Below are 14279 nucleotides of genomic sequence, written 5' to 3' on the forward strand. Positions count from 1 at the left end.
TACCATGAATAAGAAAGTATTTCCCCTGCTGCCCCTGGTGCTGCTGGCCCTGTTGCTGGCACTCTGGACAGGCTGGATACGGCTGGGCTGGCAGTTTCCTGTAACAAAGGGCGTGGCCGACCATGGTGCGCTGATGGTGGGCTCTTTCCTGGGCTCTCTGGTTATACTGGAGCGTGCCGTGGTGCTGAAAAAGCTATGGTCTTACACCATACCAGCAGTTAACCTGCTCAGCCTGCCGTTATTTCTAAGCGGCTATCCCGTTGCTGCCTATACCTGCCTGGTGGCAGGTAGCATGGGCCTTATGCTCATCTTCTGGCTGCTTTTGCAGCGCCAGTCCGATGCCTCTATGTGGGTTATGCTATGCGGTGCTGCCTGCTGGCTGGTGGGCAATTCTCTGCTGCTGATACACAATCTCTACCCAATGGCTGTTTTCTGGTGGCTGCTTTTTTTGTTGCTCACCATCAGTGGCGAAAGGCTGGAGCTTACCCGCTTTCTGCCCGTAAGCATCAAACAAAAAAGTTTACTCTATGCCGCCCTTCTTATATGCGTGGTGGGGGTGCTCATGCCCTACCACAGCAGCGGACGCTGGATACTCGGTGCCGGTATTATCGGTACCGCTCTCTGGCTGCTACAGTTCGATATTGCCCGTAAGACAGCAAAAAAAGAGGGTCTAACGGCTTTTGGCGGCCGCGCTTTGCTACTGGGCTATGGCTGGCTGCTGGTCTGTGGTGCTTTGCTCTTTTCTTACGACTGGCTTCCGCTCATGTACGATGCCGTACTGCATGCCTTTTTCCTGGGCTTTGTGTTCTCCATGATCTTTGCCCATGGTCCTGTTATACTGCCCGCAGTGGCCGGTATTACCATCAAACCCTACCACTCCCTGCTGTACCTCCCGCTGCTTCTGCTACAGGCATCTTTGGCCCTGCGTGTTGGAGCAGATGTGTTTGTTTGGATCGAGTGGCGAAAATGGAGCGGAATCTTAAGCGGTGTGGCCATTCTTTTATATTTTACAGGCATTGTGTTGATCCTGATCCATGAGCAGAGTAAAAGAAATGCAAAAATGGTGGCTTAAGCCGGCAACAGCCTTTGGACTTGCTTTCTTCTTCCTGATTATAACGGCAGCCTTAGGTACTTTTCTGCGCTACTTCTTTGTTGGCGCTGTAAGCTGGGCCAACTATAAATATTTTCTGCATGCACACTCCCACCTTGCCTTTCTGGGCTGGGTGTACAATGCGCTCTATGCCCTTATTCTGTCCTATTTTATTCCCGCAGATAAACAAAAAGGGCTGATGAGGCTTTTCTGGCTCACCCAGATTGCCACAGTGGGCATGCTGGTTTTCTTTCCCCTGCAGGGCTATGCCAGGGAGAGTATTATATTTTCCACGCTGCACATCTTTTTCTCCTGGGCTTTTACCTGGATGGCCCGGAAGCACATGCACAGCAGCAGCCCTATTGCCGGTCGCTACCTTAAGCTTGGCCTTTTTTTCATGGTCATCAGCAGCCTGGGGCCATTTGCAATGGGGCCCATTATGGTAAATGGATTAGGCGGCAGCAACTGGTACTACATGGCCATTTACTACTACCTGCATTTTCAGTACAACGGCTGGTTTATCTTTGCCCTGCTGGCAGTGCTTTATCAATACCTGGAAGCAAGGGGATTTTCCATCAGCAATGCCTCAGCCGCCCGGGCCTTTATGCTGTTTGCTCTTGGCTGTGTTTTTTCCCTGAGCCTATCCATTCTGTGGGCCGAGCAGCAGGGGTGGCTCTATGGGCTGGCTGCACTGGCAGGTGTATTACAGCTGGGTGGGCTATACTATTTATACAGGTCTGTACTGCCGGTCTCCCCCCATTGCTGGGGTGGGCTACAGCCTCTAGTAAAACAGCTGCTTATTTTTGCAGCGCTTGCATTTGGGGTTAAAAATGTACTGCAGCTTGTTGCGGCACTACCTGCCCTGGCAGATATAGCCTTCAGCAACCGTAACTTTATCATTGCATTTCTTCACCTGATTTTCCTGGGGGTAGTAACGCCGGTATTGCTTGCCGAAGGATTTCACAGGCACTGGCTCCCCTCCTCCTCTGCCGGCCGTGTTTTAATTTACCTGTTTCTTCTGGCGTTTGTTGGCAGCCAGCTGCTGCTTACCACCCTGTATCTACCGCCACTCACTGCATGGATAGCTCCCTGGTATGCAAAAGGTCTTTTCTATGTATCAGGAGCGATGTTCTTAGCGCTAATGGGCGTTGGCACTCTAAAGCTGTACAACAAGGGCTGAAAGCGCAGCATAAATAGCTGGAGAGTACCTGATACATCCACCTTTTTACAGTACTATCATCAAAACGCCAGAGGATTGACAGCCAGTTTCAAGACTGCTGACAGCAGCCTTAAGCATTTTTTTGTAAAGTATTGCCCAACTAACTGTCCCTAAATCATATTAAGTTAATAACAATGCTGTTCAAGCAGTATCAAGTATCATCTGAACACCAATAGAAAGTGAGTAGCTATATTCAGGACCTTCCACTACTATGGAATATCGTTATTTTTATTTTATCAGGTGCATTGGTATGGGGCGCTGGCGTAAGGCTTTCTAAGTATGCCGACAAGATCATCGACAAAACAGGTATTTCTGAAGTATTTATAGGCACCCTCGGACTCGCCCTCATTACATCACTGCCGGAGGTTGCCACCACCCTCTCGGCTACCCTGGCTAATAATGTGAGCATGGCTATCAACAATTTGTTTGGCAGCATTGCCCTGCAAATTACCGTTCTGGCTGTTGGTGACTTTATCATTAAAAACTCCTCTCTAAGTGGCTCACTCGAAAATCCGGTATCGAGGCTTCAGGCAATCTGTCTTTCCTTTTTACTGGCACTTGCTGCAGTTGCCATTCTTTACAGAGATGTCGCTATTTTTCATGTGGGCCTCTGGTCTGTAGTACTCTTCGCTTTTTACGTAATACTGTTCTACATCATCAATTACTTCAAAAAAATGAAGTGGTGGCTTACTGAGCCCCAGGAGCGGGAAAGTATTGGCAAAGTAAAGGCTATCGTATCTGAAAGAATGGCCGAAAAAGAACAAAATGAAGCGGATGTAGCAGATGGTTCCGGTGAAGATGAGGAGGTAAAGCCATCTAAGATTTTATTATCCAGGCTCGGACTGTATTTCCTGCTATCGGCTCTTGGTATTCTGATTGGCGGTTACTTTGTAGCCACCAGTGCAGATGTTATAGCCGAAGAAAGCGGGATTGGTTCTGGCTTTATGGGGTATTTCTTTGTAGGTCTTACCACTTCGCTTCCAGAGCTAAGCACTACCATAAGTGCGGCAAAGCTTAAAAGGTATCGCATGGCCTTCAGTAATATTTTTGGTACTAACCTTCTGAATGTTGGCCTTGTTTTGTTTGCTGACCTGCTCCACACCGAAGGGCCTGCCCTGGATGAGGTAGGTGATTTTGCCGCTGCCGGCGCTGTTTTTGGCATATTGCTCACCAGTATTTACCAGATAGGCCTCACCATAAAATTCAAGAAAACCTTCTTCAGGCTGGGCTTTGATTCAATTCTGGTGGTGCTCTTTTATATCATTGGCGCAATTATTCTCTTCAATATGAGAAATGGGTAGTTAGCTATTTATAAACAACCTACTGACATTGGTGCTTTGCCGGTTTACTTAATATACTTATCGAAACCGCCCCTCTGATCCTCTATTTTACCTTTCGGGAAACTGAGGGCAATTAAGATTATGCCTGCCGCAACACCGCTCCACATGGCCACATTGTGATCTGTTCCCATGATCCAGGGAGCAGCAATGAGCCACAGGCCAAAAAGTATATGGATGAACCGCAGGGATCGGGCTACTTCTGACATGGCAATAACGGCAAAGGTAATAATCAAAGCACCGGCCACATTATTGCTGTTTTCAATTGAACCACTGTATCCTAAAACAGCTGGCGCAACCATTACCCATAAGCCTACTGCCATAATAGCAAAGAGGTTCCAGGGCCTATGCAAAAAGTCCCTGAAGCTTTCCTTCACAGTATGCCCTATTAGTGTTTCCGGATTCTTTTTTTCTTCGATTTCGCCGCCTTCCATGGTACCACCAAACCATAAGCTCGTCCAGTAAGATGTTCCCCTTACTTTCTTTTCATGGCGCATCATCTGTGCTGTAGCCAATACCTCATCAATGGTAAAAGGAATCATAATAAGGGAAATGGTTGCACTGGTAAGGCACAGGGTACACCAGTAGCCAACGGAAACCGGCTGCAGGATTACCAGTGTTATACTCACCACACCCAGCGGAATAATCATAATACCGAAAAGTATCACTACCCATGGCATGGTACGCCAGCGGTGGGTACCGCCGGCATACCCAAACAATACATCCAGAATATAGGAAAATGCGCCCAGGGTAGCATCAGATACCGGAAAGGAATGAGAAACATCTGAAGTGAGTACCCTCCTGGTACCATCACCAAAAAAAGGATCCCAAACGGTATCGATATAGCCCAGCTGAAAAGCACCCATATAACGTGCAACAAAAAAGCCAACCCAGGCAAAAAAGATTACCGGCACCCGCTGGTTCCACGATGATGGATTATAGCTCCAGCCAGGCGGAACGTTTGGGCCGGGCTGTGCAAACAACTTTATTCCAGGCTGCCCTGGAATGATTATGCCAAAGGCTACCACAAGTGTTCCTATAATGTAATCATTCAGAAAGCCTGCCCCCTCCTTTGCCCAAAAGATCATTGGTGCAATAAAAAGCCAGACACCTAAAAAAACCACGCACCATTGTGCCCATAGTCTGTAAGGCTTCAGTGCCAGATAGCTAAGTACGATCAGGAGAAACCCGGCTACCAGATCGTTCCAGACCATAGCCGGCACCTCATAGTCAAAGGTAGGGGGGGCTGCTATTAGCCAAAACCCTAAAACAATAGTAGAGTAATAAACCCAGCTTACTTTTTTATGATGCTCCTCGTGCGTGTGTTGCTTCTCTTCCGGAAACATCCCCTTTTTTACAAAAAAGAGATTACTAAAAGTAAGTCCCATAAGCTGAAAGAATTTAACCTGATGTGTTGTGGATTTCTACAAACTATTCCGGGTACTGATCCCTTGCGGCTGCATCCCAAACAGGAATCCAACCCTCCTGAACTGTACTAAACTAAACATTAGAGTAACCGTATCATGTACTTTATGTTTGCCCGGAAGCCTGCAAACGGGCATTGCAGCCAGCAGACCAGCTATCGGTGAGTGATGCGGACTGATCTTTTACTGAATAGGAGCAAAAACTAAAATTATTAGCACCGGCTTCGTATCTTTGGTCCACTTAAAGCGGATTGATTGCCTCTGAAGTATTGCGTAAGTCTCTGAAATGCCGCCTAAACCGAAACGCCTCCCACCGCCTACCCTGCACCACCTGAAGCACTCCCGGCAGCTGCTGGAAGATTTCATGTATCAGTACCTGCCGCAGTTAAGCAGCCTGGGTGCAATAAGCCGCATTAATGTGTTTTGCTGGTTTAGTGGTAAATGGGGCCTTACACCCGATGCAAAGGGCGGCCTGCCTTTTATGGTACTGGAAGCTTTACGGCAGCAGCGGCAGCATTTGCTCTCCAACAAGTCTACCATCAAACCCTTAGGCTTAAGCCTTTTTGGCTCTGCCGATGATTCTTTACTGCCTAAGGCACTGCCGCTGCTGCAGGAGCTAAACAATCAGAGCCACACTGCCAGGATCAGCCACCAGCTCGCAGGCTGGAAGGAGATCCTGAAGGAGTTACAGCTACAATTGCAGCGGCAACCCGCTACAGAAAGAAACCTGCTCCTGCTGGATCCGCTGGACCTGCCCATCTCCAGCCTGCGGGAGTTGCTTCAGCTACTCCCCAAACGCCTGGATGTGCTGCTGCTCATGCCTGCTCCAGCCGTAGCGCTCTCCGGAGGATATGTACCCAAAAAAGAACCTGCAGAAGCAATGGCTGCCTTATCAGCCACACTATCGCCACTGCTTACAGCCCCAGCAGAAGAACAGACAGAGGAAAAAACACTGCCCCTCCTATTCCAGGAGCTGAAGCAGGGACTGGCAGGCAGCACCGGCAGGTTTGTAATGCATTATTCCGCTGCTGCTCCGGAGCATACTGTTTGCCTGTATGGGCTAAGCCATGATGCACTTATGATGGAGAAAATGCTGCAGGCCCGCCAAAAGCTGAAGAAAATTTCAGAAAAGAATGTACAGCCAGGTAACCAGCTTGGCTTGTTTGGTGGCGGCAGTACCGCAGATGCAGAAACAGATCCGGCAGCGGCAGAAATAAATATATGTGTTGAACGCATACTCTCCGCCGAAGAAGAGTTAGACAACCAGGCACTTTACACCTTGCTTTTACAGCACGAACTATTACCACAGGAGGGCATCCAGGGGCTGCAGTACTTAATTGAAGCAGGAAAGCTGGATGTACTGAATGAGAAAAAGAAAAAACAAAAATCAGCAGGCACCCTGCCCATTTCCCACACTGCCTATAAGCTGCCTGCACCTTCCTGCTATTTCAGGCTTAAGGCAAACAGCTAACGATTGTATTTTTATTCTGCCTAAGTATTGAAAGCGGCTACAGGCAGAAAACTAGTTGGTGCGGAAAGAGAAGTACTTCTGCAGCAGGTAGCTGGTAACCACCACAACGCCCGTTGCAATAACCTTTGAAGGCGTAGGATAGATGTTGAGTTGCTCTACCAGGATTTTCAGGAGTACATAGTTGAGCAAAAGGTTAATCATGACCACAAAGAAATAACGCAGCAGTTGTGTGCGCCCCCTCAGGGTAGAGGTAGGAAAAGCTACGTTTCGCATCATCCAGAAACCCTGAGGAAAGCCAATACAAAAGGAAATGATCAGGGCACCTATATAAGGACTGATGGCAAGGCCAAACGGCAGATGTATTACCTGTTTTTGCAGAATAAAATGGTACCCAACAAAAAAAGACAGGATTTCCACAGCCACATTTACCCCGCCACAAGCCAGAAAACGGTAGGTCTGGTGATCCAGCACAGGCCTGAAAATTGGGTAAAACAGATCTATCAGGTATTGAACAGTAGCTTTCAGATTCATAGGTAAAATGGCAAAAGAGAGGTAGTACCCCAGTTTTGTTCAAACACAAAACTACCAGATACAGTCGAAAAAATTTAAAATAAACTTTATTTAATAATATTAAAAGCTTTGGTCAAGACTATTGTTGCCGCATTACTATCTCCTGAACCAGTACAGAATTAAGTTGACTGCTTCAACAAGTTCCGCCGCCAGCCTAATATATTGGTTAGCAGATGCTTAAAATAAATCTATTACGCTGCGCCTCTACTGCACGGCTACAAAGGCTTTTTCAAAAAGTTTGTAGGCACCCAGGGTCCCTTTTAATGCCTCCTCCTGCTGTTCAGGCGTCTGCACTTCCTGCAACAACAGCTGTTTAAACTGGCTCCAGCGGCGGCCGGTATCGCCTCCATAGCAGCCATAGTAATGGAATGGCTGATAGGGCTGAAGCTGCGGGTGCTGGTTTAATGATTTAAGGATCACCACCCCGCCAAGAGTTGCCCCCTCCATTACATACTGCGCACCCAGCGCCTGGTACTTATTTTCAAGCGCCAGGTCGGGCAGTTCATTCCGCAGCTGCTGCCACACCCGTTCGGGGTCTTCACCTGCCTGCTCCAGGTCTTTTTCAAGCAGCCGTGTCTTTTGCCGCTCCTCCAGCAAAGCTTCCATCTCTCCTGATTTACCAACTAAACCTTCAAGCTGCCTGTGTGCAGCATAATTGGCGCGTAAAAGCTTAAGGTATTCTTCAGGGCTTAAGGTGCCCTCTGCCAGTTTATCGGAGGCTGCTACTTCTTCCAGCCGGTCGTGCTGTGTGCGGGTTTCGGAACGTAAGCGTTCTACTATGGTTGGATTATCTGTTGTCATAATTTTATTTGGATAGGACCAGGCAGCCGGTACTGTCGTAGGTAAGGCTGCCTTCATCCAGCATAAGCCGCACCGTGTGCAGCATAATGTTTTTATTGGCGGCAGAAACCTCTAGTGCTTTTTCCAGCTCAGTAGGGCTTAATGCCTTTATGGTAATTGCATTGCGGATCTGCTGACGATAACGAAAAATCTTACCATCATGTGCATCATCTCCCTTTTGCTGCAGGCATACATCGCAAATGCCGCACTTCTCATAGTCCCATTCACCAAAGTAATCGAGCAAAAAGCGGGTGCGGCACAGATGCTCCTGCTTTACGTAGTCGATCACGGCTTCTGCCTTTTCCAAACATACCTCTTTACGCTCCCGGAGTTGTTTAAGTTGCAGCGGAAGTTTGGCGGCATCGTGGCGGGGCGTCAGAAAGGTAAGCTGTGGCTTATCACGTTGTGGCTCATAGGCAAGTACCTCCATTTTCTGCATCATTTCCAGCTTTTGCCTGATGCCGTTCACAGAATCTTTAGCCTGCCGGGCAAGCTCATTTTCCGAGATACGGGTGTAGCCCGCAAAGATTTCGCCACCGTAAATACGCAAGAGCGCTTTCAGCAGGGGCTCCAGGGAGGCATTTGCAATCTGGAAAGCGTAAAGCTCCTGGTGCTGTAGCAGTATGTGCAGGCGTGAGGGCGCATAGAAGCCTTCGCTTAGTTGCAGAAAGCCCTGCTCTTCCAGCTTTTTCAGGGCATGCCAGGTCTGGTTGGCATCCAGCGAATAGGTACGGCAGAAATCATCCAGCTCAAAATCGTAGGAAGAGAGCTGGCTGCTGCCAATTGCCAGTTTGTAATAATTAGCCAATGCCTGGTATACATGCCGCATTACCTCCGGCTCGGGAAACTCACGTAAGATGCGCTCCCGCAGTCCGCTTACATCCTGCTCGTCTACCAGTACCACGGCATAGGCTTTTTTTCCATCGCGGCCGGCACGTCCCCCCTCCTGGTAATAAGCCTCCAGGGTATCGGGCAGCCCCAGGTGCACCACCAGCCGCACATCCGGCTTATCGATGCCCATGCCAAAGGCATTGGTGGCTACCACCACCCGCAGCCGGCCCTGCATCCAGGCATCCTGCCGGCGAACACGCTCCTCGTGCAGCAGCCCGGCGTGGTAATGGTCGGCACTGATGCCATATTGCCGCAGGGTTTTGGCCACCAGCTGGGTCTGCTTGCGGCTGCGCAGGTAAATAACTGCCGTACCAGGCACCTTCTTCAGGATCTCCAGCAGCTTGGCAGGTTTATTTTCTTCCCAGCGTACACTATAAGAAAGGTTTTCGCGGGCAAAGCTCTTCTGAAATTCCTTACTGCCGGGCCTGAAGGCAAGCTTCTCCTGAATATCCTTGGCCACTGTTTTTGTAGCTGTAGCAGTTAAGGCAATGCAGGGCACCTCCGGGATCAGCTTCCGGAATTCAGCAATCTGCATATAGGCAGGCCTGAAGTCGTAGCCCCACTGGGAGATACAGTGAGCCTCGTCTACAGCCAGCAGGTTTACCTTCATCTTCTTTACCCGCTCCTGCAGCAGCTCGGTGAGCAGCCTTTCGGGAGAGAGGTAGAGGAATTTTGGGGAGCCGTACACGCAGTTATCCAGCGCTACATCTATCTCGCGCTTGCTCATGCCGGAATACACGGCCTCGGCAGGTATGCCCCGGGCTTTCAGGTGTTCCACCTGATCTTTCATCAGCGCAATCAGGGGCGTAATAACCAGACAAATGCCCTCCTGCATCAGGGCCGGAACCTGGAAGCATAGCGATTTACCACCACCGGTGGGCATGAGTGCCAGAACATCCTTTTTCTGCAGCACAGCTCCAATAATATCCTCCTGCAAGGGACGAAAGCCCTTGTAGCCCCAGTATTGTTGAAGTACAGATTGTGCAGATTGCATCATCAAAAGCAGAAAATTCTGCTAAAGATATCTTAAAATTGTGTGCTACTCAATATTTTAAACATGACAGACGCCCAACTTGCGTATCTGGTCCTGCGCCTTGGCACCGGCATAAACTTTTTTCTGCATGGGCTGGTGCGCCTCCCAAAGCTTTCTGCCTTTGCTACAGGGCTTGCCAAAGGTTTTCAGGATACCTGGCTGCCCGAATCTGTAGCAAAAGCTTTTGCCTATTGCCTGCCTTTTGCCGAGGCATCGGTAGGCTTACTGTTACTGATAGGTTTGTTTACCCGCTGGGCAGCCTTTGGGGCAGGTCTTATTATAGTAGCGCTTTTATTTGGCACCTGCCTCAAAGAAGAATGGTCAACAGCTGGCTTGCAAATGACTTACCTGCTGGTCATCTACTTTTTGATTGCCCACCGCAGCAATAATGCAGTTGCCCTGGATAAGCGGCATTCTTAAGCACTTACTTAAGCACTTAAAGAGCTTTACCCAATACGTACAGCTTACTTCTTATGCCTGGCCTCCAGCACGCCAACCACCTCATCGAGCTCAATGCCTTTGGCTTCCAGCAGAATCAGGTAATGAAAGAGCAGGTCAGCTGCTTCGCCCAGGAAAAGATCTTTATTATCGTCTTTAGCCTCAATCACCAGCTCTACGGCTTCTTCGCCCACTTTCTGGGCTACTTTGTTGATGCCTTTGGCAAAAAGGCTGGTGGTATATGATTTTTCAGCAGGGTTTTGCCTGCGGTCTTTGATGATAGCACGAAGCTGGTCGATAAAGCCGGTGCGGCTGCTGTTTTGTTCATTGAAGCAGGTATCGGCACCGGTGTGGCATACCGGACCAATGGGCCGGGCTTTGATGAGCAGGGTATCTTTATCGCAGTCGATGCTGATGCTCTCCACTTCCAGAAAATTGCCGGATGTTTCTCCTTTAGTCCAGAGCCTTTCCTTGCTGCGGCTCCAGAAAGTTACCCGCCCCTCCTGCTGCGTTTTCTGCAGGGCCTCCTGGTTCATGAAGCCTAACATCAGTACTTTCTGGCTTACAGCATCCTGTACAATAGCAGGAATCAGGCCATTGGTTTTATCAAAATCTGGTTGAATGGAATCCGGGCTCATGGGTAAAACGTGGTGATTATAAAAATTTAAGGTACCAGGCGCTGCTTGTAGTACATACGACCTAAAACAAAAGATTTGTAGCTTTAAAGCCTATAAGGTGCTATTTAGCACATATGTACTATACCCTATAAACTTCGAGCTACGGCTGATCCTAGGCTAATCGCATCGGCAGCCCCTGCTCACGAAGGTAGTGCTTCAGGTCTGGTATGGCAATTTCTTTAAAGTGAAAGATAGAAGCAGCCAGGGCCGCATCGGCTTTACCGCTACTAAATACATCTTTGAAATGCTGCATATTACCGGCCCCGCCAGAAGCAATGATAGGGACAGGCAGGTTGCCGGAGAGTTTTGCAGTAAGCTCATTGGCGAACCCGGCTTTTGTACCATCATGGTCCATAGAGGTAAGCAGAATTTCGCCGGCTCCACGCTCTACCACCTCCCGTGCCCAGGCTTCGGTTTCCAGTGCTGTTGGGGTGCGGCCGCCGTGGGTGTGTACCAGGTTTTGAGCGCCTACACTCCTGGTGTCAATAGCCACCACCACACACTGGCTGCCAAACTCCTGCGCCAGCGCATCGATGAGCTTTGGATTTTTTACGGCAGATGAGTTGATGGATATTTTATCTGCCCCGGCATGGAGCAGCACCGATACATCTTCCAATGAAGAAATACCACCCCCTACGGTAAAAGGAATGTTGATTACCGAGGCTACATTCTTCACAAGTTCGGCCAGGGTTTTTCGCTTTTCTACAGTGGCGGTAATATCAAGGAACACCAGTTCATCGGCTCCCTGCTCGGCATAAAGTGCCGCCAGCTCTACCGGATCGCCGGCATCGCGTAGCTCCACAAAGTTTACACCTTTTACGGTTTTGCCATCCTTAATGTCCAGGCAGGGGACTATCCGTTTGGTAAGCATAGTTGGGGTATGGGGTATGAGATTTGTGGTATGAGCTTCTGCAGTGCTGTGGGCTAAAAACAGACTTTTATTGACAGATACTATGACTTTATTTCCAGGGTAAAATTTATTATCTCTATCAACTTTTTTGCTCAAACTCCGCCAGCTCTGCAACAGTTACACGACCTTCGTAGATGGCTTTGCCTACAATACAGCCCCAGCAGCCCAGGTCACGAAGCTGGCGCAGGTCGTCCATAGTGGCAACACCGCCGCTGGCAATAAGGTGCAATTGAGGGAATTCAGCTAAGATCTCTTTGTAAAGCTGAAAGGAAGGACCCTGCAGCAGGCCATCTTTGCTCACATCGGTACATACTACGTAACGCACCCCCAGATCAGTGTATTTTCTTAGAAAAGGCATAAGCTCTACGCCGCCCCCCTCCTGCCAGCCACCAATGGCAATTTCGCGTCCCCGTACATCGGCCCCCAGGATTATTCGTTCCGGCCCGTGCTCCTCCAGCCAGCGTTCAAAGGTCTGAGGTTGCCGCACTGCTATGCTACCCCCGGTTACCTGCTTCGCCCCGGCCTCGAAGGCTGCCTGCAGATCCTCATCCGATTGTACACCACCTCCAAAATCCACATGCAGGCCTGTTTGCCCTGCAATACGCTCCAGCACGGGCAGGTTTACAATCTTTCTTTGTTTGGCGCCATCAAGGTCTACCAGGTGCAGGCGCTTAAGTCCGGCTTCCTCATATTGCCTGGCTACTGCCAGTGGGTCGCTGTTATATTCTTTTACCTGATCGTAATCGCCCTGGGTAAGGCGAACACATTTTCCGCCGATCAGGTCTATTGCTGGTATGATATGCATTAGGTATTATTTGATTCAGGAGTCAAGAATCAGGAATCAAGACTCATTGATCTGTTAAAAGCTTTCCGCAATTGATCACACTGATGTGTTTTCTAAAGCAGAAAGCAATGTTTCTCTGCAAAGAATCCTGGTTCCTGCCCCCTGATTCTTGATTTACTACTTAAACCAACTCTAAAAAATTCTCTAAGATCTTCCCTCCTGTTTTGCCACTCTTTTCGGGGTGGGCCTGCAGCGCATAAAAGTTGTTTTTGTGTAAGGCAGCACTGTAGGGTATGCCGTAGTCGGTGGTACCAATCGTAGACTCATTTACTTCGGCAAAGTAGCTGTGTACATAGTAAAGGTAGCTTTCCTCGGGCAGGTCCTTAAACAAGGGGTGGTTGTGGGGCTGCAGCTGGTTCCAGCCTATGTGGGGCACTTTCAGGCCATGATTGAACCGGCGCACCTCCACATCAAATATACCCAGGCAGGGGGTATCTCCCTCTTCGGAATGCCGGCACATGAGCTGCAGACCCAGGCACACCCCCAACACAGGTTGGGTAAGGGTGGGCAGCAGCGTATGCAGGTTGCGCTCCTTCAGGTAGCGCATGGCTGTGCTGGCCTCTCCCACGCCGGGAAAAATCACCTTATCTGCCGACCGCAGGGTTTCTGCATCGTCGCTGATGCAGGGCTCAATCCCTAAACGCTGCAGGGCATAGGTTACCGAGCGTATGTTACCTGCATTATATTTTACAATTGCTACATTCATAGTGGTGGGTGCACAAACAGCTTACGACAAAGATATAACAGTTCCTTTCTTTATTCGCTTTGCCAGCTCTTCTTCTATCTCCGGAATAGAGGCGTAAAGTGCCTCATAGGAATCTACAATATAGTAAATCTCCTGGAAGGTATCTTTGCGGTATGGCGTATCCAGAATTGTGGCTACATCATAAGGGCGGTGCTCTGGCTTATTGCTTAGGGAGTAGAGGGTTTCTCCGGCAGAAGAGAGGATGCCTGCGCCATAAATACGCAGCCCGCCCTCTTCCTGTATCAGGCCAAATTCAATGGTAAACCAGTAAATTCTGCTTAGCAGCTCAATAGCCCATGCATCGTCGATGTGGCGCAGGGCTATTTTGCTCAGGGCCTGCAAAAAGTCTACAAAAGGCTTGTTGGTGAGCAGGGGCACGTGTGCAAACACATCATGGAACATATCGGGCTCTTCCAGGTAATCGAGCTGAGCCATTTTACGCAGCCAGGTAGTGGCCGGAAATTTTTTCTCTGATAGCAGCTTAAAGAACAGGTCATCGGCTACAATGCCAGGCACAACGGTTAGCTCCCAGCCGGTACAGCTGCTTAGCAGCGGGTCCGTTTCCTCAAAATTAGGAATACTGTCTGCCGTAAACTGGATCCGCTTCAGGCCCTCCATAAACGCTGCGGTAGCACGGCCTGGCAGGTTCTGCACCTGACGCTCAAAAAGAATCTTCCAGACTGCGAAATCTTCGGAGGTGTAGTTGCTGTATTGCTGCATTGACATACTAATTCTGGTTTGGTTTGAAAATAAAAAACCCGCTCCGGGGCTCCGGAACGGGTTGTTGTAT

The 14279-nt window shown here is 49.2% G+C and carries 14 protein-coding genes; 5 read left to right on the top strand and 9 right to left on the bottom strand.

The window, feature by feature from the left end; all coding sequences use genetic code 11:
• The first annotated feature begins 4 nt into the window (after positions 1-4).
• The 3 genes from KWJ01_RS15480 to KWJ01_RS28350 all read left to right on the top strand — a co-directional run bounded on the left by KWJ01_RS15480 (position 5) and on the right by KWJ01_RS28350 (position 3610).
• The gene (locus tag KWJ01_RS15480; RefSeq protein WP_224997580.1) at positions 5-1072 is read left to right on the top strand and encodes a hypothetical protein; all 1068 of its coding nucleotides are present in this window, start codon (positions 5-7) and stop codon (positions 1070-1072) included.
• The gene (locus KWJ01_RS15485; protein ID WP_224997581.1) at positions 1035-2270 is read left to right on the top strand and encodes a hypothetical protein; all 1236 of its coding nucleotides are present in this window, start codon (positions 1035-1037) and stop codon (positions 2268-2270) included. The genes KWJ01_RS15480 and KWJ01_RS15485 overlap by 38 nt, the downstream gene beginning before the upstream one ends.
• A gap of 218 nt (positions 2271-2488) precedes the next feature.
• A complete protein-coding gene (locus KWJ01_RS28350) occupies positions 2489-3610 on the top strand; it encodes a hypothetical protein (protein ID WP_224997582.1) in 1122 nt (373 codons plus the stop codon).
• Positions 3611-3654: 44 nt separating this feature from the next.
• Here the strand turns inward: KWJ01_RS28350 and KWJ01_RS15495 are convergent, their stop codons facing one another.
• Complete coding sequence (locus KWJ01_RS15495) at positions 3655-5034, bottom strand: vitamin K epoxide reductase family protein (RefSeq protein WP_224997583.1); 1380 nt, start codon at positions 5032-5034, stop codon at positions 3655-3657.
• A gap of 322 nt (positions 5035-5356) precedes the next feature.
• On the opposite strand from KWJ01_RS15495, the gene KWJ01_RS15500 reads away from it, so the two are divergent.
• Complete coding sequence (locus KWJ01_RS15500; RefSeq protein WP_224997584.1) at positions 5357-6541, top strand: hypothetical protein; 1185 nt, start codon at positions 5357-5359, stop codon at positions 6539-6541.
• A 51-nt stretch (positions 6542-6592) separates the two neighbouring features.
• On the opposite strand, the gene KWJ01_RS15505 is transcribed toward KWJ01_RS15500, so the two are convergent.
• From KWJ01_RS15505 to KWJ01_RS15515, 3 genes are all read right to left on the bottom strand, one after another.
• The gene (locus tag KWJ01_RS15505; protein ID WP_224997585.1) at positions 6593-7072 is read right to left on the bottom strand and encodes a GtrA family protein; all 480 of its coding nucleotides are present in this window, start codon (positions 7070-7072) and stop codon (positions 6593-6595) included.
• A gap of 243 nt (positions 7073-7315) precedes the next feature.
• Positions 7316-7912: a biliverdin-producing heme oxygenase gene (locus KWJ01_RS15510; protein ID WP_224997586.1), complete on the bottom strand. Its 597-nt coding sequence runs from the start codon at positions 7910-7912 to the stop codon at positions 7316-7318.
• 4 nt (positions 7913-7916) lie between these two features.
• The gene (locus KWJ01_RS15515; RefSeq protein ID WP_370634728.1) at positions 7917-9839 is read right to left on the bottom strand and encodes an ATP-dependent DNA helicase RecQ; all 1923 of its coding nucleotides are present in this window, start codon (positions 9837-9839) and stop codon (positions 7917-7919) included.
• A 60-nt stretch (positions 9840-9899) separates the two neighbouring features.
• On the opposite strand from KWJ01_RS15515, the gene KWJ01_RS15520 reads away from it, so the two are divergent.
• Complete coding sequence (locus tag KWJ01_RS15520) at positions 9900-10295, top strand: DoxX family protein (protein WP_224997588.1); 396 nt, start codon at positions 9900-9902, stop codon at positions 10293-10295.
• Between the two features lie 44 nt (positions 10296-10339).
• Here KWJ01_RS15520 and hisIE read toward each other — a convergent pair whose 3' ends face one another.
• The 5 genes from hisIE to KWJ01_RS15545 form a co-directional block, all read right to left on the bottom strand.
• Entirely contained in the window at positions 10340-10951 is a 612-nt protein-coding gene (hisIE, locus tag KWJ01_RS15525) for a bifunctional phosphoribosyl-AMP cyclohydrolase/phosphoribosyl-ATP diphosphatase HisIE (protein WP_224997589.1), read from the bottom strand.
• A 151-nt stretch (positions 10952-11102) separates the two neighbouring features.
• Positions 11103-11861, bottom strand: coding sequence for an imidazole glycerol phosphate synthase subunit HisF (hisF, locus tag KWJ01_RS15530; RefSeq protein ID WP_224997590.1), 759 nt, complete (start codon positions 11859-11861; stop codon positions 11103-11105).
• A gap of 118 nt (positions 11862-11979) precedes the next feature.
• Positions 11980-12705, bottom strand: a complete 726-nt coding sequence (gene hisA, locus KWJ01_RS15535; protein WP_224997591.1) for a 1-(5-phosphoribosyl)-5-[(5-phosphoribosylamino)methylideneamino]imidazole-4-carboxamide isomerase — start codon at positions 12703-12705, stop codon at positions 11980-11982.
• 160 nt (positions 12706-12865) lie between these two features.
• Entirely contained in the window at positions 12866-13450 is a 585-nt protein-coding gene (gene hisH / locus KWJ01_RS15540; protein ID WP_224997592.1) for an imidazole glycerol phosphate synthase subunit HisH, read from the bottom strand.
• A gap of 21 nt (positions 13451-13471) precedes the next feature.
• Complete coding sequence (locus KWJ01_RS15545; protein WP_224997593.1) at positions 13472-14215, bottom strand: phenylalanine 4-monooxygenase; 744 nt, start codon at positions 14213-14215, stop codon at positions 13472-13474.
• Positions 14216-14279: the final 64 nt, after the last annotated feature.

Origin of the sequence: Cesiribacter sp. SM1, from assembly GCF_020178975.1 — a bacterium.
GTDB lineage: Bacteria > Bacteroidota > Bacteroidia > Cytophagales > Cyclobacteriaceae > Cesiribacter.